This is a genomic window from Bosea sp. AS-1 (assembly GCF_002220095.1).
Classification (GTDB): Bacteria; Pseudomonadota; Alphaproteobacteria; order Rhizobiales; family Beijerinckiaceae; genus Allobosea.
In genome coordinates this window covers 1,330,834-1,351,466 of sequence record NZ_CP022372.1, presented here as the reverse complement: position 1 = coordinate 1,351,466, position 20,633 = coordinate 1,330,834, and the positions used below count along the sequence as shown (strand labels likewise).

17 protein-coding genes are annotated in these 20,633 nt (G+C 66.3%); 3 read left to right on the top strand and 14 right to left on the bottom strand.

Annotation, left to right across the window (positions count from 1 at the left end; genetic code table 11):
• Positions 1 to 6: 6 nt before the first annotated feature.
• Genes CE453_RS07985 through CE453_RS07975 form a run of 3 tightly spaced genes read right to left on the bottom strand, consistent with a single transcriptional unit; the run spans position 7 to position 3,345 of the window.
• Positions 7 to 588, bottom strand: coding sequence for an NAD(P)H-dependent oxidoreductase (locus CE453_RS07985; protein ID WP_089174104.1), 582 nt, complete (start codon positions 586 to 588; stop codon positions 7 to 9).
• Between the two features lie 10 nt (positions 589 to 598).
• Positions 599 to 2,023 (bottom strand): FAD-binding oxidoreductase, encoded by a 1,425-nt coding sequence (locus tag CE453_RS07980; RefSeq protein WP_089174103.1) that lies wholly within the window; start codon positions 2,021 to 2,023, stop codon positions 599 to 601.
• Positions 2,020 to 3,345 (bottom strand): cytosine deaminase, encoded by a 1,326-nt coding sequence (locus tag CE453_RS07975; protein ID WP_248307991.1) that lies wholly within the window; start codon positions 3,343 to 3,345, stop codon positions 2,020 to 2,022. The genes CE453_RS07980 and CE453_RS07975 overlap by 4 nt, the downstream gene beginning before the upstream one ends.
• A 190-nt stretch (positions 3,346 to 3,535) precedes the next feature.
• Here CE453_RS07975 and folD point away from each other — a divergent pair, with 190 nt between their 5' ends.
• On the top strand, positions 3,536 to 4,396 hold the full coding sequence (folD, locus tag CE453_RS07970; protein WP_089174101.1) for a bifunctional methylenetetrahydrofolate dehydrogenase/methenyltetrahydrofolate cyclohydrolase FolD: 861 nt from the start codon (positions 3,536 to 3,538) through the stop codon (positions 4,394 to 4,396).
• Positions 4,397 to 4,511: 115 nt separating this feature from the next.
• Here folD and lpdA read toward each other — a convergent pair whose 3' ends face one another.
• On the bottom strand, positions 4,512 to 5,909 hold the full coding sequence (gene lpdA / locus CE453_RS07965) for a dihydrolipoyl dehydrogenase (RefSeq protein ID WP_089174100.1): 1,398 nt from the start codon (positions 5,907 to 5,909) through the stop codon (positions 4,512 to 4,514).
• A 228-nt stretch (positions 5,910 to 6,137) separates the two neighbouring features.
• On the opposite strand from lpdA, the gene CE453_RS07960 reads away from it, so the two are divergent.
• A complete protein-coding gene (locus CE453_RS07960) occupies positions 6,138 to 7,799 on the top strand; it encodes an L-lactate permease (RefSeq protein ID WP_089174099.1) in 1,662 nt (553 codons plus the stop codon).
• A gap of 43 nt (positions 7,800 to 7,842) precedes the next feature.
• On the opposite strand, the gene CE453_RS07955 is transcribed toward CE453_RS07960, so the two are convergent.
• From CE453_RS07955 to sucC, 6 genes are all read right to left on the bottom strand, one after another.
• The gene (locus CE453_RS07955; protein ID WP_089174098.1) at positions 7,843 to 8,247 is read right to left on the bottom strand and encodes an MAPEG family protein; all 405 of its coding nucleotides are present in this window, start codon (positions 8,245 to 8,247) and stop codon (positions 7,843 to 7,845) included.
• Between the two features lie 91 nt (positions 8,248 to 8,338).
• Positions 8,339 to 9,082 carry an SDR family oxidoreductase gene (locus CE453_RS07950; protein ID WP_089177769.1) on the bottom strand — a complete coding sequence of 248 codons (744 nt, stop codon included), beginning with the start codon at positions 9,080 to 9,082 and terminating at the stop codon, positions 8,339 to 8,341.
• 19 nt (positions 9,083 to 9,101) lie between these two features.
• Positions 9,102 to 10,331, bottom strand: coding sequence for a 2-oxoglutarate dehydrogenase complex dihydrolipoyllysine-residue succinyltransferase (gene odhB / locus CE453_RS07945; RefSeq protein WP_089174097.1), 1,230 nt, complete (start codon positions 10,329 to 10,331; stop codon positions 9,102 to 9,104).
• A gap of 129 nt (positions 10,332 to 10,460) precedes the next feature.
• On the bottom strand, positions 10,461 to 13,418 hold the full coding sequence (locus CE453_RS07940) for a 2-oxoglutarate dehydrogenase E1 component (protein WP_089174096.1): 2,958 nt from the start codon (positions 13,416 to 13,418) through the stop codon (positions 10,461 to 10,463).
• A 172-nt stretch (positions 13,419 to 13,590) separates the two neighbouring features.
• Entirely contained in the window at positions 13,591 to 14,475 is an 885-nt protein-coding gene (gene sucD / locus CE453_RS07935; protein ID WP_089174095.1) for a succinate--CoA ligase subunit alpha, read from the bottom strand.
• Between the two features lie 9 nt (positions 14,476 to 14,484).
• Complete coding sequence (sucC, locus tag CE453_RS07930) at positions 14,485 to 15,681, bottom strand: ADP-forming succinate--CoA ligase subunit beta (protein WP_089174094.1); 1,197 nt, start codon at positions 15,679 to 15,681, stop codon at positions 14,485 to 14,487.
• A gap of 176 nt (positions 15,682 to 15,857) precedes the next feature.
• Here sucC and CE453_RS07925 point away from each other — a divergent pair, with 176 nt between their 5' ends.
• Positions 15,858 to 16,496, top strand: coding sequence for a 2OG-Fe(II) oxygenase family protein (locus tag CE453_RS07925; protein WP_089174093.1), 639 nt, complete (start codon positions 15,858 to 15,860; stop codon positions 16,494 to 16,496).
• 57 nt (positions 16,497 to 16,553) lie between these two features.
• Here the strand turns inward: CE453_RS07925 and mdh are convergent, their stop codons facing one another.
• The 4 genes from mdh to CE453_RS07905 form a co-directional block, all read right to left on the bottom strand.
• Positions 16,554 to 17,519: a malate dehydrogenase gene (mdh, locus tag CE453_RS07920; protein WP_089174092.1), complete on the bottom strand. Its 966-nt coding sequence runs from the start codon at positions 17,517 to 17,519 to the stop codon at positions 16,554 to 16,556.
• 324 nt (positions 17,520 to 17,843) lie between these two features.
• Positions 17,844 to 18,443, bottom strand: a complete 600-nt coding sequence (locus CE453_RS07915) for a TetR/AcrR family transcriptional regulator (RefSeq protein ID WP_089174091.1) — start codon at positions 18,441 to 18,443, stop codon at positions 17,844 to 17,846.
• Between the two features lie 3 nt (positions 18,444 to 18,446).
• Complete coding sequence (gene zapE / locus CE453_RS07910) at positions 18,447 to 19,625, bottom strand: cell division protein ZapE (protein WP_089174090.1); 1,179 nt, start codon at positions 19,623 to 19,625, stop codon at positions 18,447 to 18,449.
• A 170-nt stretch (positions 19,626 to 19,795) separates the two neighbouring features.
• On the bottom strand, positions 19,796 to 20,626 hold the full coding sequence (locus tag CE453_RS07905; RefSeq protein ID WP_089174089.1) for an ABC transporter substrate-binding protein: 831 nt from the start codon (positions 20,624 to 20,626) through the stop codon (positions 19,796 to 19,798).
• Between the last annotated feature and the right edge of the window lie 7 nt (positions 20,627 to 20,633).

Genomic DNA, 20,633 nt, shown 5'->3' with positions numbered 1-20,633 from the left:
TCGGTCCTAAAAGACTGCAACTTTGGCTGCGACTTTTTTCAGGAAAGCGGCCCGGCTTTCGGGCGTCGCGCGATTCATGTCGTAATGCGCCAGATAAAGCGTCCGCGCCAGCGGATGGCAGACCGCGCGCAGCGCCCGGCAGACCAGCCGGCGCGGCGGGTTTCCCATCAGGAAGGCCGTCCAGCGCGAGGCGCCATAGGTCGTCACCGCGGCGAGCTTGCGGATGTTGCCGAGCGCCGGCGTCACCTTGCCATCGGCGAGGTCGAACGAGACGCCCGGCAGGAAGACACGGTCGAAGAAGCCTTTCAGCATGGCCGGATAGCCGAAGTTCCAGACCGGGAAGCACAGGACCAGCGCCTCGGCCGCCCGCACTCGCTCGACATAGCCGGCAACCGGCAATGTGTTGCTGGCTGTGTCGTGATAGCCCCTGCGCTCGTCGGGACCGAGCACCGGATCGAAGTCCTCCGCATAGAGATCGCAATCATCGACCTCGTGCCCTGCCTGTTTCAGGGCCTCGACCACCGCCTCATGGACCGCCGCACCGAAGCTCTCCGGCACCGGATGGGCGTAGAGGACGAGAACGCGCATCGCCGGCCTCTCAGCCGATACCGGCTTCGGCCAGGCTGCGGAACAGGAAGGTCTTGCCCGAGCGATAGTCGTAGGACGGGTCCTCCCAGGCGATCATCTTGCCGGGATTGAGCAGACCCTGCGGATCGGCCTCGCGCTTGAAGGCGAGCTGCGTCTCGTCGGTCTGCTTCATGCCGCCCTCCTCCAGCGTGTAGCGGTGCGGATTGAAGATCGGCGCGCCCATCTCCTCATGGATGGCGATGATCTCCTCCAGCCGCTCCTCGGAAGTGAAGCGGATCAGCGGCAGGCCGAAGCAGGTGATCTTGCCGTCGAAGCGCACGAATTCGAGATGGGCGACAACCTCGTCGCCGAAGCGGGCGTGGATCCTGTCGACGAGATCGACCTGGTTCGGGAAGGGATAGAGCACCTGCAGATAGGTGATTGCGGGGTCGACCCGCAGCGCCCTGAGCGTCGTATGGTTCCAGCCGAGTTCGTAAGCCGGCGGCAAGCCCTTGGCATCTTCCGGCGAAAGCTTGTCCGTCCGCAGAAGAAGCTCCGCCCCTTTGAAACGCCGCGCATAGGCACACAGCGCGTCCACCGCGAAATCCGCGGCCATGACGATGACGAGGTGGCTGTCGCGCGGCAGGAACTTGCGATGGCGCAGGAAATAGTCATGCGGCGCGGGCGCAGCGACGACGCAGAGGTTCTTGAGCGCGAGCCCATCCTGCTCGCCCACAGCATTGGCGAACTCGGTCGCGGCGCGCAGGCTCTCGAAGCCGACAATGACGTCGACCCAGTTGTAAGCCGGCCCCAACGGCATCTCGACTTCGGTGATGATGCCGTTGGTGCCATAGGCATGGGCGACCTTGTGCAGGTCCTCGCCGGAGAACTCGAGAACGCGCGGGCTTGCCTCCATCGTCGCGACCTTGAGCCGGATGATGTTGCCCCAGTCGCGCAGGCCGCCCCATTTGATCGAGCCGACACCGCCGGATCCACCAGCGATGAAGCCGCCGATCGAGGCCGTCTGGTAGGTCGAGGGGTGCAGCCGCAATTCCTGCCGCGAATGCGCGCGCGTCTCGTCGTCGATGCGGGCCATGATCGCGCCGGGCTCGGCGACGTAGCGGCCGGCGGCGATCTCCTTGACCTTGTTGAAGCCCGAGAGATCGAGCAGCACGCCGCCCGAGAGCGGCATCGCCTGGCCGTAATTACCGGTGCCGGTGCCGCGTGGCGTCACGGGAATGCCGAGCTCGTGGCAGGCGGCGAGAACCTGAACGACCTCCGTCTCGCTCACCGGCGAGATCACGATATCGGCGACGACATGGTCGAGCTGACGCTTGAGCACCGGAGAATACCAGAAGAAGTCACGGCTCTTCTGCTTCACCAGCGCCGGATTCTCCTCGGTGCGGATGCCTCCGAGGCGGGTCTTCAGCGCGGCGATGTCGTAGCGGGTCGTCATGATGCTTGGCCCATCAGATGGTCGAGTTCGCGATAGTCCGGCAAGGTCCGGTCGATCGCCCGGCCTGAAACCAGCACGGTGCGATCGGCCTGAGGCCGGGAGAAGAGTTCGGTCCAGTCGCGCGCCCGCGTCAGGACGAGATCGGCAGGCGCACCGACGGCGATGGCGCCGGCATTCATCCCCATCGTCTCGGCCGGCGTGCGCGCGATAGCCTTGGCCCAATCCAGCCCGGAATGGTCGAGCTGGAGGATGCGCGTGCCCTCGCGCAGCACCTCGACGAGATCGAGGTCGCCATAGGCGTAGAACGGGTCGCGCGTGTTGTCCGAGGCGATCATTACCGGCACACCGGCAGCCTTCAGCTCATGCAGCGCCGTGATGCCGCGCCAGCGGGGCGTGCGGCCGCGCTGCCGATCCTGGAGGTACATGTTGCACAGCGGCAGCGAAACCACGGCAATGCCGGCCTCGCGAACCTTGGCGATGATCCGTGCCTCGTCCTCCGGCGCCTGCAGGCTGAGCGAGCAGCAATGCCCGCAGAGGATGCGACCAGCGAAGCGATGGCGCAGCGCCGCATCCGCAATGTGCTCCAATGAGCGCGCCGCTGGATCTTTGGTCTCGTCGACATGAAAATCGAGGTCGAAACCGTTCTCGATCGCCGCCTGGAACAGGATGTCGAGCGCCCGGTCGAGCTCCGGGATCATGTAGGTGACGCAGCCGAGCAAGCCGTCGCCATGAGCCTTCACGGCGGCGATCACCGCCTGCATATGCGCAGGGTCGAGCGCGGCATCGGCCCCGAAGAGCGGCGTGGCCTGGAGCGCGATGCGCCCGGCCCATTCGGACCGCAGCTCGGCATAGACCGGCCAGGAAATCCCGATCTGCTTGCCGAGCGAGTCGAGATGGGTCCGTATTGCCGCCGTCCCATGGGCGAAGGCAGTGCGCAGCGAGAAGTCCATCCGGGCCCGCACATCTTCAGCCGACCAATTCGCCTCGCGATCGGCCCCGACAGTGTTCAGCGCGCCGGGAAAGGTACCATCCGGATTGGGGCAGCGCGGCCAGATATGGCCCTTGTCGAGATGGGTATGGCAGTCGACCAGCCGCGGCAACACGATGCCGCCGTCGAGATCGAGCACCGGCCCCGCTCCAGAGGCGACCTTCCCAACGGGCGCGATCGCGTCGACCCGGCCATTCGCGACAGCGATATCGACGCGAACCAGGCCGTTACGATCGGCCGCGATGTCACCGCCCTCGATCAGGCAGACAGGAACGTGCAGATTGGCGAGACGGAAGGCCGCGACATCGGGCAGGCGGGCGAAACCGGTCGTCACGTTGTCCCTGCCCTTCCTGCCAAGCCACCTCCGTCCGTCGATACCGGGCGGTCCCGAAGCCCGCAAGCCGCACAGACCGATCCTCCCCCGCCGATGGCGCCTGCGGCCATGCGGCCGTCGCATTCGGGCTTGTCCGGGCCGGCCGGATCGCGCATGAGGGCGGCATCATCATCAAGCACGAGGTCGGACCATGACCGGCGAAGCCCGCATCATCGACGGCAAGGCCACTGCGGCTGCGCTCAGGGCCGAGATCGGCCGCGAGGTCGCGGCGATCAAGGCCGCGCGCGGCATCGTGCCGGGGCTGCATGTCGTGCTCGTCGGCGAGGACCCGGCGAGCAAAGTCTATGTCGCCTCGAAGGAGAAGCTCGCGGTCGAGGTCGGGATGAACTCGGTCGCCCATCGACTGCCGGCCGAGACGACGGAAGCGGAGCTGCTCGCCAAGCTCGCCGAGCTCAACGCCGACGACAGCGTCGACGGCATCCTCGTGCAGCTTCCCCTGCCGAAGCACATCAATACGGGCCGCATCATCGACGCCATCGACCCCGCCAAGGATGTCGACGGCCTGCACCCGATCAATGCCGGCCTGCTCGCCGGCGGCAAGAACGGGCTGGTGCCCTGCACGCCGCTCGGCTGCATGCTGCTGCTAAAGCAGGCCCTGCCCTCGCTCTCCGGGCTCGACGCCGTGGTGATCGGCCGCTCGGAGCTGGTGGGCCGCCCGGTCGCCCAGCTCCTGCTCCAGGCCGACTGCACCGTCACCATCGCGCATTCGCGCACGCGTGACCTGCCCGGCGTAGTGAAGCGCGCCGATATCGTCGTCGCCGCCGTCGGCCGTCCGCGAATGGTCAAGGGCGACTGGATCAGGCCGGGCGCCACGGTCATCGATGTCGGCATCAACCGGATGCCCGACGGCAAGCTCGCCGGCGACGTCGATTTCGCGGAGGCCGTGAAGGTCGCAGGCGCAATCACCCCGGTCCCCGGCGGTGTCGGCCCGATGACCATCGCCTGCCTGCTCAAGAACACGCTGGCGGCGTTCCACGCGCGACGGGGATAATCCGCTTCGTCTGGCAATCGTTGCGTTCAAAAAGAAAGGAGCTGCAAAGCTGCAGCTCCTTCGAAACGTCGTTCTTGTGGCAGGGCCGCACCAAAGGCGCGGCCCGCAAACTTAATCACATATGGATCGGGCGCTTGTCGACGGCGAGCGCGGCTTCCTTCACCGCCTCTGCCAACGTCGGGTGCGCATGGCAGGTGCGGGCGAGGTCCTCGGCCGAGCCGCCGAACTCCATCAGCACCGTCACTTCCGCGATCAGGTCGCCGGCATGCGGGCCGATGATGTGGCAGCCGAGCACGCGGTCGGTCGCCGCATCGGCCAGCACCTTCACGAAGCCATCCGTGTGGCGCATGGCGCGGGCGCGGCCATTCGCCGTGAACGGGAACTTGCCGATCTTGTACGCGATGCCGGCAGCCTTGAGCTCTTCCTCGGTCTTGCCGATCGCGGCCACTTCCGGCGCGGTATAGACGATGCCGGGAATAGCGTCGTAGTTCACATGGCCAGCCTTGCCGGCGATGATCTCGGCCACCGCGACGCCCTCGTCCTCGGCCTTGTGTGCCAGCATCGGCCCGCGAACCACGTCGCCGATGGCATAGATGCCGGCGACATTGGTCTTGAAGTGATCGTCGATGACGACGCGGCCCTTCTCGGTGGCGACACCGGCCTTGTCGAGCCCGAGCCCTTCCGTGTTCGGGCGGCGGCCGATCGCCACCAGCACGATATCGGCGTTGAGGGTCTTGGCCTCGCCACCGGCCGCCGGCTCGACCGTGACGGTCGCGCCCTTCTTAGCCGTTTCGACCTTGGTGACCTTGGAACCGAGCTGGAAGGTGAAGCCCTGCTTCTCCAGGATGCGCTGGAACTGCTTGGCGACCTCGCCATCCATGCCCGGCAGGATGCGGTCGAGGAACTCGACAACGGTGACCTTGGCGCCGAGACGCGCCCAGACCGAGCCGATCTCGAGGCCGATCACGCCGGCGCCGACCACGACGAGCTCCTTCGGCACGGAGCCGATCTCGAGCGCGCCGGTCGAGGTCACGACAGTCTTCTCGTCGATGGTGACGCCCGGCAGCGGCGCCGATTCCGAACCCGTCGCGATGACGATGTTCTTGGTCTCGAGCTCCTGCGTCTTGCCGTCCTCGGCGGTGACGACGACCTTGCCGGCGGCCGGGATCGAGGCCGTGCCGTGGAAGGCGTCGATCTTGTTTTTCTTGAGCAGGAAACCGACACCGTTGACGTTGGCGTCGATGGTCTCCTGCTTGTGAGCCATCATCGCCTTGAGGTCGAGCTTCGGCGTGCCGACGACGACGCCGAGCTTCTCGAAGGTGTGACCGGCCTCCTCAAACATCTCGGAGGCGTGCAGCAGCGCCTTGGACGGAATGCAGCCGACGTTGAGGCAGGTGCCGCCATGCGTCTTGCGCTTCTCGACGACGGCGACCTTGAGGCCGAGCTGGGCAGCGCGGATCGCGCAGACATAGCCCCCGGGGCCGGTTCCGATGACGACGAGATCGTAGGCCATGACGTCCTTCCGCTGCTGCTCATGAAGCCACCGGCATGAGCGGCGGCGCGTTGCGGCGGGCATACATCGGTTCCGGCCCCGGCGCTACGCCATTCATGTGTTGACGAAGGGCCGGCCGCCCTTGCTGCGGCAGGCTGTCGCAGGCTTACTGCGCCGACCACAAGACAAGGACGAAACGCCATTCGCTGAAACACATCGCAGATCAGCCCGCTGGAGGGGCACGCCGTCATGTGGAATCAGGTCTATGATCCATTCGGCAACAGCGTCCTGTCGACGCTCGCCGCCGCGCTACCCGTCGTCGTTCTGCTCGGTCTTATCGCGTCCAACGCCGTCAAGGCGCATATCGCCGCCGTCATCGCGCTGATCGTCGCCAATCTGGTGGCGATCTTCATCTTCACCATGCCCGCTGGCATGTCGCTGCGCGCCACCGTGCTCGGCGCGGTCACCGGCTTCTTCCCGATCGGCTGGATCGTTCTCAACGTCATCTTCCTCTACCGGCTGACGGTCGAGAAAGGTGCCTTCGAGATCCTGCAGACCACGATCGGCGGCGTCACCGACGACCGGCGCATCCAGCTCCTGCTGATCGCCTTCGCCTTCGGCGCCTTCTTCGAGGGAGCGTCCGGCTTCGGCACGCCGGTCGCCGTCACCGGCGCGATCCTGATCGGGCTCGGCTTCTCGCCGCTGGCGGCATCGGGCCTCTCGCTCATCGCTAACACCGCACCCGTCGCCTATGGCGCGCTCGGCACGCCAATCCAGGGCCTGAGCCAGGTCACCGGCATCGATCCCTTCCTGCTCGGCGCGATGGTGGGCCGGCAGCTCCCCTTCTTCTCGGTATTGGTGCCATTCTGGCTGATCTGCGTCTTCGCCGGCTGGCGCGGCATGCTGCAGATCTGGCCAGCGGTCCTCGTCACCGGCGTCTCCTTCGCCGTGCCCCAATATCTGATCTCGAACTACATCAACCCGTGGATCGTCGACATCGGCGCCTCGCTGATCTCGATGGCCTGCCTGATCGGCTTCCTGCAGATCTGGAAGCCGAAGGAGGTCTGGACCTCGCCGAAGCTGCGCGGCCACGACGTCTCCGACGACGGCAGCTTGAAACCGCCCGCCCCTGCAGCGAAGCCCAGCTCCTCGCAGGTCTGGATGGCGCTGACCCCCTGGATCATCGTCTGCATCATCCTGCTGGTCTGGGGCACGGGCTGGTTCAAGAGCGCGGTCAACCCCTGGGCGACCTGGAACTATGCTGTTCCCGATCTGCACAACCTGATCAACAAGGTCGCGCCCGTCGCGGCGAAGCCCACGCCCGAAGGCGCCGTCTTCTCCTTCACCTGGCTGTCCTATACCGGTTCGGGGATGCTGATCGCGGCGATCCTCTCCGGCTTCGCCATGGGCTTCGGCCCGCTCAAGATGGCGCAGGTCTACGGCCGGACGCTGAAGCTCTGCGCCTATTCGCTGATCACCATCGCCGCGATGCTGGCGATCGGCACGCTCACGAGGCTCTCCGGCATCGACGCGACGCTCGGCCTCGCCTTCGCCGGAACGGGGGTGCTCTATCCCTTCTTCGGCACGCTGCTCGGCTGGTTGGGCGTGGCGCTGACAGGCTCCGACACGGCCTCGAACGTGCTCTTCGGCAATCTGCAGAAGGTCACCTCCGAACAGCTCGGCCTCTCGCCGATCCTGATGGGCGCGGCGAACTCCTCCGGCGGCGTGATGGGCAAGATGATCGACGCGCAGTCGATCGTCGTCGCCTCGACCGCGACCGGCTGGTTCGGCCATGAAGGCGTGATCCTGCGCTTCGTCTTCTGGCACTCGATCGTGCTGGCGAGCCTGGTCGGCAGCTTCGTCATGCTGCAAGCCTACGTCCATCCCTTCTCGGCGATGGTCGTGAAATAGGCTCCGGCCCCGGCGCGGCAGTTCGCTGCCGCGCCGCCCCTGCTCAGGTCATCAGGCGCGTGAGCATCATCACCAGTCCGACGATCGAAAGCGCCCAGACGAAGGTGCGGATCACCGGGATGCCCGCTGCGTAGAGGATGACGAAGACCACGCGCGCCCCAAGATAGAGCCAGGCGCCGGTCGCGGCGATGCCGCCGGCCTTGCCCGTGACGGTGAGCGCCAGTGCCAGCGCGATGAAAGCGGGGTAGGTCTCGAGCAGATTGTCGAGAGCTCGCTTGAGCCGCCGTGAGATCAGGCTCCGGGGTTCACGCAATTCGTCGCGCGGACTGAAGAGATAGGCGGGTCCCAGATCCGCGGAGGTCCCGGCCTGCAGGGCAATCTGGACGAGCAGGAGCACCACGCTCCAGCCGAGAACGGTGATTTCGGTCGATAGGGCAAGCGCAGGCATGACCGTCTCCTCTGTCGCGAGACGGGCAGGATGCCAGCTTTGCCCGAGCTGCGCCAATCCGCTCAGGAGCGGGAAACGCGCCAGTGCAGCCTCAGCGGCCGCCGGTCGCGTTCAGCACGGCGCCATTGACGTAGGAGGCTTCGTCCGAGAGCAGCCAGGCGATGGCCTGCGCCATTTCCCGCGCCGTGCCCTCGCGCTTCATCGGAAGCTGGTCGCGCATCTGCGCGACACGGTCGGGCAGGCCGCCGCTGGCATGGATCTCGGTGTCGATGATGCCGGGCCTGACCGCATTGACGCGGATGCCCTCGGCCGCGACCTCGCGGGCGAGGCCGAGCGTGAAGATGTCGATCCCCGCCTTCGAGGCCGCATAATCGACATACTGGTTGGCCGCCGTGAGCACAGCCGCGGCGGAGGACAGGTTGACGATGCCGCCACCCTGCCCGCCATGGCGCGTCGACATGCGCTTCACTGCCTCGCGGGCGCAGAGGAAGCTGCCGGTGAGGTTGATGCGGAACATCCGCTCCAGCCGCGCGACGCTCATCTCGTCGATGCGCGCCGGGGTGTCGATCACCCCCGCATTGTTGACCAGCGCCGTCAGGCGGCCGAGCCTGTCGGCCGCAGCGAAGATCGCCAGCACATCGGCCTCGCTGCCGACATCGCCCTTCACCGCCACGCCGCGCCGGCCATGAGCCTCGACGGCCGCGACCGTCTCGGCCGCGGCCTGTGCATTGGCCTGGTAGTTGACGACGATGTCGTAGCCACGCTCCGCCAGCAGGATCGCGGCGGCGCGGCCGATGCCGCGGCTGCCACCGGTAACGATCGCAACACCCGACACGGCGTCCTCCTTCAACGGCTCAGAGATCGAGGACGAGGCGCGCCGGATCTTCCAGACCTTCCTTGATGCGGACGAGGAAAGTCACGGCCTCCTTGCCGTCGATGATGCGGTGGTCGTAGCTGACCGCCAGATACATCATCGGCCGGATCTCGACCTTGCCGCCGATCGCCATCGGGCGTTCCTGGATCTTGTGCATGCCCAGGATCGCCGACTGCGGCGCGTTCAGGATCGGGGTCGACATCAACGAGCCGTAGACGCCGCCGTTCGAGATGGTGAAGGTGCCGCCCTGCATCTCCTCGATCGAGAGCTTGCCGTCGCGGGCCTTCTTGCCGAACTCGCCGATCTTCTTCTCGACGCCGGCGATGGAGAGCTGGTCGGCATCGCGCACCACCGGAACCACCAGGCCCTTGTCGGTGCCGACGGCGACACCGATGTGGTAGTAGTTCTTGTAGATGATGTCGGTGCCGTCGATCTCGGCGTTCACAGCCGGGATTTCCTTCAGCGCCTGCACGCAGGCCTTCACGAAGAAGCCCATGAAGCCGAGCTTCACGCCGTGCTTCTTCTCGAACACGTCCTTGTACTGGTTGCGTAGCGCCATGACGTTGGTCATGTCGACCTCGTTGAAGGTCGTCAGCATCGCGGCGTTGGACTGGGCTTCCTTGAGACGGCGCGCGATAGTCTGGCGCAGCTTCGTCATCTTGACGCGCTCTTCGCGCGAGGCGTCGTCCGGCGCCGACGGAGCGCGGACCTGCACGGGCGCAGGGGCAGCCGCCGGCGCTGCGGCACCGCCGGCAGCGATCGCGGCGAGCATGTCGCCCTTGGTCACGCGGCCATCCTTGCCCGAGGCCGGGACATTGGCCGGATCGACACCGCTTTCAGCGGCCAGCCGCCCCACGGCCGGGCCGGAATCGGCCGCCTTGGTCGCAGCCGCCTTCGGAGCCTCGGCAGCAGCGGGAGCAGCGGCAGGCTTCTCGTCCTTCTTCGGCGCGGGCGCTGCGGCGGCAGCGGCGCCGCCTTCGGCGATCGAGCCGAGCAGCGCGTTGACACCGACTGTCTCGCCTTCCTTGGCGACGATCTCGCCGAGCACGCCGGCGGCCGGCGCGTTGACCTCCAGCGTCACCTTGTCGGTCTCAAGCTCGACGAGGGGCTCGTCGGCCTTCACGGCCTCGCCCGGCTTCTTGAACCACTTGCCGATCGTGGCCTCGGAGACGGATTCGCCGAGGGTGGGTACGCGGATTTCGGTCGCCATGTCAGGCCTCTGTTGTGTCGTTCTCTGGCGGTCGGTGGAGCATCGGCCTGAAGTCCGGGAGCGGCCTTCGGGAGTGCCGATGCGGCATCGCTGTCCGGCAGCGCCGAAGTGGCGCCGCCGGGAGTTTGGTCAGGCCGCGAAGGCCTCGTCGAGGAAGGCGTTGAGCTGCGCCGTGTGCTTGGACATCAGGCCGGTCGCGGTCGCGGCCGAGGCCGGGCGGCCGACATAGCGCGGGCGCTTCGACTTCGAGCCGGCATGGCCCAGCACCCATTCGAGGTAAGGCTCGACGAAGGTCCAGGCCCCCATGTTCTTCGGCTCCTCCTGGCACCAGACCACGTCGGCGCTCTTGAAGCGGGCGAGTTCCTGCGCCAGCGTCTTCAGCGGGAACGGGTAGAGCTGCTCGACGCGCATCAGGTAGACATCGTCGACGCCACGCTTCTCGCGCTCCTCCAGCAGGTCGTAATAGACCTTGCCCGAGCAGAGCACGACGCGGCGGATCTTCGAATCCTTGACCAGCTTGGTGGTCGACTTGCCGCGCTCGGCGTCGTCAGCCAGCACGCGGTGGAAGGTCGAGCCCTCGGCCAGTTCGCTGAGGTCGGAGACGCAGCGCTTATGGCGCAGCAGCGACTTCGGGGTCATCAGGATCAGCGGCTTGCGGAAGTCGCGCTTGAGCTGCCGGCGCAGGATGTGGAAATAGCTCGCCGGCGTCGAGCAGTTCGCCACCTGCATGTTGTCCTCGGCGCACATCTGCAGGAAGCGCTCCAGGCGGGCGGAGGAGTGCTCCGGACCCTGCCCTTCATAGCCGTGCGGCAGCAGGCAGACGAGGCCGGACATGCGCAGCCACTTGCGCTCGCCAGACGAGATGAACTGGTCGAACACCACCTGCGCGCCATTGGCGAAGTCGCCGAACTGCGCTTCCCAGCAGGTTAACGCGTTCGGCTCCGACAGGGTGTAGCCGTATTCGAAGCCGAGCACGGCCTCTTCCGAGAGCATCGAGTTGATGACCTCGTAGCGGGCCTGGCCCTCGCGGATGTCGTTCAGCGAGGTGTGGCGCGCCTCGGTCTCCTGGTCGATCAGCACGGAATGGCGCTGCGAGAAGGTGCCGCGCTCGCTGTCCTGCCCGGAGAGCCGGACCGGGTTGCCGTCGAGCAGCAGCGAGCCGAAGGCCAGCGCCTCGGCGGTCGCCCAGTCGAGGCCCTGCCCGCTCTCCACCGCCTTGCGGCGGTTGTCGAGGAAGCGCTGGATCGTCTTGTGGACGTTGAAGCCGGCCGGAACCGAGGTGATCTTCTCGGTGATCTCCTTCAGCGTCGCAGCCGGCACGCCGGTGGCGCCGCGACGCGGATCGTCCTCGTCGGCGCGGATCGCCTTCATGCCGGCCCAGCGGCCGTCGAGCCAGTCGGCCTTGTTCGGCTTGAAGCTCTGCCCGGCGTCGAACTCGACCTCGAGTTTCGCCTTCCAGGCAGCGCGCATCTCGTCGAGCTCGCCGGGGTTGATGACGCCCTCGGCCTCGAGCTTGGCGCCGTAGAGCTCCAGCGTCGTCTTGTGGCCGCGGATCTTGCGGTACATCAGCGGCTGGGTGAAGCCCGGCTCGTCGCCCTCGTTATGGCCGAAGCGGCGATAACAGAACATGTCGATGACGACCGGCTTGTGGAACTTCTGCCGGAACTCGATCGCGACCTTGGCGGCGAAGACCACCGCCTCCGGATCGTCGCCATTCACATGGAAGACCGGGGCCTCGACCATCTTCGCCACGTCGGACGGATAGGGCGAGGAGCGCGAATAGCGCGGATAGGTGGTGAAGCCGATCTGGTTGTTGATGATGAAATGCAGCGAGCCGCCGGTGCGGTGGCCCTTCAGCCCGGACAGGCCGAGGCATTCCGCCACGACGCCCTGGCCGGCGAAGGCGGCGTCGCCATGGATCAGCAGCGGCAGCACCTTGGAGCGCTCGACGATGTCGCCGAACTGGTCCTGCTTGGCGCGCACCTTGCCGAGCACCACGGGATCGACGATCTCCAGATGCGACGGGTTCGCGGTCAGCGAGATATGGACGTTGTTGCCGTCGAACTCGCGGTCAGACGAAGCACCAAGATGGTACTTCACGTCGCCCGAGCCCTCGACGTCGTCGGGCGCGAAGGAACCGCCCTTGAACTCGTGGAACAGCGCGCGATGCGGCTTGCCCAGCACCTGGGTCAGCACGTTGAGGCGGCCGCGATGGGCCATGCCGAAGACGATGTCGCGCACGCCGAGCGCACCGCCGCGCTTGATGATCTGCTCCAGCGCCGGAACCAGCGCCTCGCCGCCATCCAGGCCGAAGCGCTTGGTGCCGGTGAATTTGAGGTCGAGGAACTTCTCGAAGCCCTCGGCCTCGACGAGCTTGTTGAGGATCGCCTTCTTGCCTTCCTTGGTGAAGGCGATCTCCTTGTCCGGCCCCTCGATGCGTTCCTGCAGCCAGGCCTTCTGCTCCGGGTCGGAGATGTGCATGAACTCGATGCCGACCGTGCCGCAATAGGTCCGCTGCAGGATCGCGACCATCTCGCGGATGGTGGCGAACTCCATGCCGAGCACGTTGTCGATGAAGATCTTGCGGTCGAGATCGGCTTCGGTGAAGCCGAAGGCGGCCGGCGACAATTCGTCGTCGTCGGTGCGGGTCTCGATGCCGAGCGGGTCGAGCTTGGCGTAGAGATGGCCGCGCATGCGATAGGCGCGGATCAGCATGATGGCGCGCACCGAGTCACGGGTCGCCTGCTGCACATCGGCGGCGGAAAGCGCGGTGCCCGCAGCCTTGGCCTTGGCACCGAGCTTGTCGGAGACGGCCTTCTCGACCTGCGCCCAGTTGCCGTCAAGCGCCGAGACCAGCTCGCCGCTGGCGGGAAGCGGCCAGTTCGGCTTTTTCCAGGAAGCGCCCTTGGCGTTCTCCAGCACGAGCTGCTTGTCGTCCTTGAGCGCGCCGAAGAAGCTCTGCCACTGCTCGTCGACCGACTTCGGGTCGGCCTCGTAGCGGGCGTAGAGGTCCTCGATATAGGCGGCGTTGCCGCCATAGAGGAAGCCGGTCTGCGCGAGAGCCTCGTTGATGTCCTGGCGAGCCATGATGGTCCTGCCTTTTCCTGCCTGCCGCTTCGTCGGCCGTCATGCCCGGACCCTGTCCGGACCGTTCAGTGGGTCGTCCCGGTCGGGCCCGAGGCCCGACCATATCGATTTATGTGGTGCCGCTCGGGAACGGAATGGCCGGGGCGAGCCCGGCCATGACGCTCCCTGAGCGTCAGCCCTTCAACACTTCGACCAAGGTCTTTCCAAGGCGCGCCGGCGAAGGCGAGACCTTGATCCCGGCCGCTTCCATCGCCGCGATCTTGTCCTCGGCGCCGCCCTTGCCGCCCGAGATGATCGCACCGGCATGGCCCATGCGGCGGCCGGGAGGCGCCGTGCGGCCGGCGATGAAGCCGACCATCGGCTTCTTGCGGCCGCGCTTCGCCTCGTCCTTGATGAACTGCGCCGCGTCCTCCTCGGCCGAGCCGCCGATCTCGCCGATCATGACGATCGACTCGGTCTTCGGGTCCGCCAGGAACATCTCCAGCATGTCGATGAACTCGGTGCCCTTGACCGGGTCGCCGCCGATGCCGACGGCCGTGGTCTGGCCGAGGCCCTCGCGGGTGGTCTGGAACACCGCCTCATAGGTCAGCGTGCCGGAGCGCGACACGATACCGACCGAGCCGGGCTTGAAGATGTTGGCCGGCATGATGCCGATCTTCGACTCGCCGGCGGTGACGACACCCGGGCAGTTCGGTCCGATCAGGCGGGTCTTGGAGCCGATCAGCGAACGCTTGACGCGCACCATGTCGAGCACCGGGATGCCCTCGGTGATGCAGATCACCAGCGGGATCTCGGCGTCGATCGCCTCGCAGATCGCGTCCGCGGCACCCGGAGGCGGCACATAGACGACCGAAGCGGTGGCGCCGGTCTTCTCCCTGGCCTCGGCGACCGTGTCGAAGACGGGCAGGCCGAGATGGACCGCGCCGCCTTTGCCCGGCGAGGTACCGCCGACCATCTGCGTGCCGTAGGCGATCGCCTGCTCGGAGTGGAAGGTCCCGTTCTTACCCGTGAAGCCCTGGGTGATGACCTTGGTGTTCTTGTCGATCAGGATGGACATGACTGCTCCTCAGGCCTTCTTGACCGCGGCGACGATCTTCTGCGCCGCATCGTCGAGGTCGTCGGCGGGGATGACGTTGAGGCCGGACTCGCGGATGATCTGCTTGCCTTCCTCGACATTGGTGCCTTCGAGGCGCACCACCAGCGGAACCTTGAGGCCGACGGCCTTCACCGCCGCGATCACGCCGCGGGCGATGACGTCGCACTTCATGATGCCGCCGAAGATGTTGACGAGGATGCCCTTCACCTTCGGATCGGCGGTGATGATCTTGAACGCCGCCGTCACCTTCTCTTCCGAGGCGCCGCCGCCGACGTCCAGGAAGTTCGCCGGGCTTTCGCCGTAGAGCTGGATGATGTCGAGCGTCGCCATGGCGAGGCCGGCGCCGTTGACCATGCAGCCGATCGTGCCGTCGAGCGCGATATAGGCAAGGTCGTACTTCGAAGCTTCGATCTCCTTCGGGTCCTCCTCGGTCTCGTCGCGCAGCGCGACGACGTCCGGGTGGCGGTAGAGCGCGTTGGAGTCGAAGTTGACCTTGGCGTCGAGGCACTTGATCTGCCCCTGCGTGGTCACGATCAGCGGGTTGATCTCGAGCATCGCCATGTCCTTGGCGACGAAGGCGTTGTAGATCTGCGCCAGCACTTTCTCGGCCTGCTTGGCGAGGTCGCCGGTCAGGCCCAGCGCCTGGGCGACGGTGCGGCCGTGATGCGGCATGATGCCGGTCGCGGGGTCGACCGAGAAGGTCTTGATCTTCTCAGGGCTGTCATGGGCGACGGCCTCGATGTCCATGCCGCCCTCGGTCGAGACGACGAAGGCGATGCGCGAGGTCTCGCGGTCGACCAGCGCCGAGAGGTAGAACTCCTTCTCGATGTCCGAGCCGTCCTCGATATAGAGGCGGTTGACCTGCTTGCCGGCCGGGCCGGTCTGCACGGTCACCAGCGTGTTGCCGAGCATCTCCTTGGCGAAGGCCTCGACCTCCGCAACCGACTTGGCGAGGCGCACGCCGCCCTTGGCGTCGGCCGGCAGTTCCTTGAACTTGCCCTTGCCGCGCCCGCCGGCATGGATCTGCGACTTCACGACGTAGAGCGGGCCCGGCAGCTTCTTGGCGGCCTCGACCGCCTCGGCCACCGACAACGCCGGGAAACCGGCTGAAACGGGCGCGCCGAATTCCTTCAGAATGGCTTTGCCCTGGTATTCGTGGATGTTCATCCGGTAGCTCCTGACTGGGCTTTGGAAAAGAAGGGGCCGGAACCGGGCACGGCACCCCATGTGGTCGAATGGCGAAACGGCTCTTCGCAGGAAGACATGTCAGCCGATTGTGCATCGGCCGATTTCGGTGATAAAATTAAACAATCAGATGAAACATCTGATTGGAGGGCTTCGCTATGCCGGCGTCCTACTTCTGCATCAACATCGATTCCGTCCGCAGCGCGCGAACCGAATGTCAGCCTTACAACTACCTGGTCGCGAGCGACGTCATCCTGCCGGATGCCGTGGCGGGCCTGCGCAACGATTTCCCCGACATTCGCCAGCCCGGCTTCTTCCCTGAGGAGGATCTGGACCGGCACGGCGCCTTCGCCACCCTTCTCGCGGAGATGAAGGGGCGCGAGATGGCCGAGATCGTATCGGAGAAGCTCGACATCGACCTCGTCGAGAAGCCGAAGATGATCACCATCCGCAAGCTCTCCGCCGCGAAGGACGGGCGTATCCACACCGACAGCGAGGCGAAGATCGCGACGCTGCTGGTCTATCTCAATGACGCCTGGCAGGACTCGCCGGCCGGCCGCCTGCGCGTGCTGCGCAACGGCACCGACTTCGAGGCCATGGCCGAGGAGATCAGCCCCGTCACCGGGTCCCTGTTCGCCTTCCGCCGCGCGGATAACTCCTGGCACGGGCATACATCCTTCGTCGGCGAGCGGCGCGTGGTCCAGATGACCTGGCTGAGGAGCCAGGCGGACGTCGACCGCAAGAAGAGCCGCGGCAGCCTTTCCCACTTCTTCAAGAAGGTGCTGCGGTTCGGGTGACGGACGCAGCCGCCTCCCGAACATTGTCCCGAAATATGCCTGCGCCAGGCGCATCGCTCAGTTGGCCAGCGACGGATCGACGGTCTTGCAGGCGTCGATGAGGCCCTGCACAGAGGCGACCGACTTCGCCAGCATCTCCTTCTCGGCGCCATTGAGGCGGATCTTGACGACCCGCTCGACACCCTTGGCGCCGATCACGACCGGTACACCGACGAACATGTCCTTGACGCCATACTGGCCCTTGAGCGCGGCCGCCGCCGGCAGCACGCGCTTCTGGTCCTTGAGGTAGCTCTCGGCCATCGCGATCGCCGAGGCGGCAGGCGCATAGAAGGCCGAACCGGTCTTGAGCAGGTTGACGATCTCGCCGCCGCCCTTGCGGGTGCGCTCGACGATGGCGTCCAGCTTCTCCTGCGTGGTCCACTTCATCTTGACGAGGTCCGGCAGCGGGATGCCGGCGACGCCCGAATAACGGACCAGCGGCACCATGTCGTCGCCATGGCCGCCGAGCACGAAGGCCGAGACGTCCTTGACCGACACATTGAACTCTTCGGCGAGGAAGTAGCGGAAGCGGGCGCTATCGAGCACGCCGGCCATGCCGCAGATCATGTTGGGCTTCAGGCCCGAGAACTTCTGCAGTGCCCAGACCATCGCGTCGAGCGGGTTGGTGATGCAGATCACGAAGGCCTTCGGGGCGTACTGCTTGATACCCTCGCCGACCGACTTCATCACCTTGAGGTTGATGCCGATCAGGTCGTCGCGGCTCATGCCGGGCTTACGCGGCACGCCGGCGGTGACGATGATGACGTCGGCGCCCTTGATGTCCTCGTAGGAGTTCGTGCCCTTGTAGCCGGCGTCGAAGCCGTCGACCGGCGAGGACTCGGCGATGTCCAGGCCCTTGCCCTGCGGAATGCCCTCGGCGATGTCGAACAGGACGACGTCGCCCAGTTCCTTGAGGCCGGCGAGGTGGGCGAGCGTGCCGCCAATCTGGCCGGAGCCGATGAGGGCGATCTTCTTACGGGCCATTGCCTAGTCCTTTTGTTTCTGGCGCTACCATCGATCCGGCTGCTGCCGGCTTCGACATTCAAAATGCCTTGGCGCTGCGACAGGCCCGCTCCCGGTGGGAACCGGCCAAACCGTGGGTTCCTTTGGCCCAAACCGGCCTTTTGCCGCAACCCTTGCCGAAAAAGCGGCTTTTGCGGGGCGGCAGCGGCACCGCGCACAAGGCGGAATAGGCCGGCTCTGGTTTTTCAATGACTTGCAAAGACGCATCCCTGCCCTGCGCGTCACTTCGCCGTCGAAATCGGGCAATTACAATTTACAGAAACTGTAATTGGTCACCGGATTTTTTCACACGATCCCGCTACCGAGCACACGCAGGATGACCCGGATCAACGTCGAGAGACGGGTGTCGACGGAAGCCTGCGGCACGTCGGCTTCCAGCGCCAGCGAGGCCGGATGGATGAAGCGGTTGGTGGCATCGATGACGAAGGCGATCGCCCTGTCCCGGTCGCGCGGCTCGAACACGCCGGTCGCGATTCCCTCGTCGACGACGCGCTCGAACAGGGCCCGGACGCGCGTCCGGTTGCGCCGGCTGATGGCATGGCGCTTGGCAACCGCCAGCGAGAGCGCGGCGAAGAGATGCGGCTCCTCGCTCAGGAGGTCGCGATTGGCCTTGGCGAGGCCGAGGATCAACCGCTCCAGCTTGTCGTCGGCAGGGTCCGGCCCGTCGGCGATGTCGGCGAGCTTGCGTTCCGTCGCCTTGAGCCAGACATCGACCACCGCATCGATCAGTGCCACGCGCGAGGGAAAGTAGCGGTAGACATTGGCATGGGTCATGCCCGCCTCTTCCGCCACGGCGACGACGGTGAAGCGCTTCAATCCGAACCGGCGCAGATGCTCGCCCGCGACCGTGAGAATGCGTGTCTCGCTCGGTTCGCGCTGGGGCATCGCTCAGGTCTCGACCAGGCCCGTGGCATCGCCGCTCGCCATCGAATCCGGACGGCCATGCGGAAGGGCGAGATAATCCTCGGAACGCATCTCGATCAGACGCGAGACGGTGCGGTCGAACTCGAAAGCCTCGCGCCCCTGCCGCGCGTGATAGAGCTCGTGCGGCTCGGCCGCCGCCGAGGCGACGAGCTTCACATGGTGCTCGTAGAGCGTATCGATCAGGATGATGAAACGCTTGGCCTCGTTTCGCCGGTCGTAATCGAGGATCGGGATGTCGTCGAGGATCAGCGTGTGGAAACGCTGCGCCAGCGCGATGTAGTCCGAGGCGCCATAGGCCTGCGCGCAGAGATCGGCGAAGCTCGCCCGCGCCACGCCGCCGGCTGCCTGCGGCAGGACGAGCTCGTGCCCCTGTACGGTGAGCACAGTGCGCGGCCCCTGCACCACGCCGGAGAGCGCCTTGAAGGCCGCATCGAGCGCTGCCTTCGCCATGGCGTCGGCAGGAACGTGATAGACCGGCGCGCCGCCGAGCTTCTCCAGCCGGAAGTCGGTGCGGGAATCGAGCTTCAGCACCTCGACCTTGGTCTGCAGCAGCTGGATGAAAGGCAGGAACAGCGCGCGGTTGAGCCCGCCCTCATAGAGCCGCGACGGCTCGACATTGGAGGTCGCGACCACGACGACGCCGGCGGCGAACAGCGCCGTGAACAGCCGCCCCAGGATCATCGCATCGGCGATGTCGGTCACGGTGAACTCGTCGAAGCAGAGCAGATAGGCCTCTTCCGCCAGCTCCGCCGCAACCGGCGCGATCGGGTCGCCATCCTTGACCTCGCCCGCCTTGATCTTCTGGCGATAGGCGTTGATGCGGCCATGCACATCGGCCAGGAACTCGTGGAAATGCACCCTGAGCTTGCGCTTCACCGGCGCAGCCTCGAAGAACATGTCCATCAGCATGGTCTTGCCGCGGCCGACCGAGCCCCAGATGTAGAGCCCCTTCGGCGCCTCGCTGGTCTCGGGCTTCTTGCCGAACAGCCAGCCGAGCGCGCTGCCCTTGCGGGCGAGCCGGCGCGCGGCGAGCGCCGCGGTCAGCGCTTCGAGCTTCTTCACCACCGCGACCTGGGCCGGATCGCGCTCGATGGCGCCCGCCTCGACCAGGGCGGCATAGCGGTCAGTGATCGAGGCTGGCATGGCGGCAGGAGAACGGCGGCTCGCGGAAGGGAGCCTCCGGGTTACGGCAGCCCGGCCCCCATCGCAAGTCTGCGCTGCCCGGCCGGGCGGGTGGTGGGGCCTGAAACGCATCATCCCGGCGCGGAGGAACCGGCCGGGATGACAGAAGCGATGGAGCGGATCGCCGAAGCTCACTCGCCCTTGTTGACCGAGATCGGCTTCAACGGGTTGTCGACGAGACCGTACTTCGCGATCAGCGCATCATAGGCGCCGCTCGCCTGCAGCTTCTCGAGCGCGGCTTTCACGGCATCGCGCAGCTGCGTGCCTTCCGCGGTCTTCGCGAAGGGGATGCCGACCAGCGTCGTCGTGAACGGCTTGCCGAGCGCGATATAGGTGTTGGGCTCGAGCTTCTGGAAATGGCCCATCGTCTCGCTGCCCTGCACGCCGCCCTGCAGGCGCTGGGTCTTGAGCTGCGTGCGGGCATCGACCGAGCCCTCGGTACCGACCACATTGATCGCCGGCTTGCCCTTGTCGACGCAATTGGCCTTGCTCCAATCGCCGATCTGCTGGGGCCAGTTGGTCGAGCGGCTGGCGCCGACGCTCTTGCCGCAGAGGTCGTCGGGAGTCTTGATCGAATCCTTGAAGGCCGTGACCGTGTAGAACTGCGCGCCGGACATCATGTAGTCGACGAAGTCGAAGGATTCGCGCCGGGCCGGCAGGTCGCTCATGCCGGCCATCGCCATGTCGACCCGGCCGGTCTGGATCGAGGGGAGCATCTGGGCGAAGGCCGTCTCCTGCCACTCAGCCTTGAGGCCGAGCTCCTTGGCGATCGCCTCGCCCAGCTCGATGTCGAAGCCGGTGAGCTGGTTGGTCGCCGGATCCTTCAGGGCGATCGGCGGGTAGTTCGGCTGGGTCGCGATGACCAGCTTGCCCGCGCTCTTGATCCGGTCGGGCACGCTCTGGGCCTGTGCGGCCAGCGCGGTCGCGGCGAGCAGCGCCGCCGTCAGTGTCAAACGAAGCATGGTACCT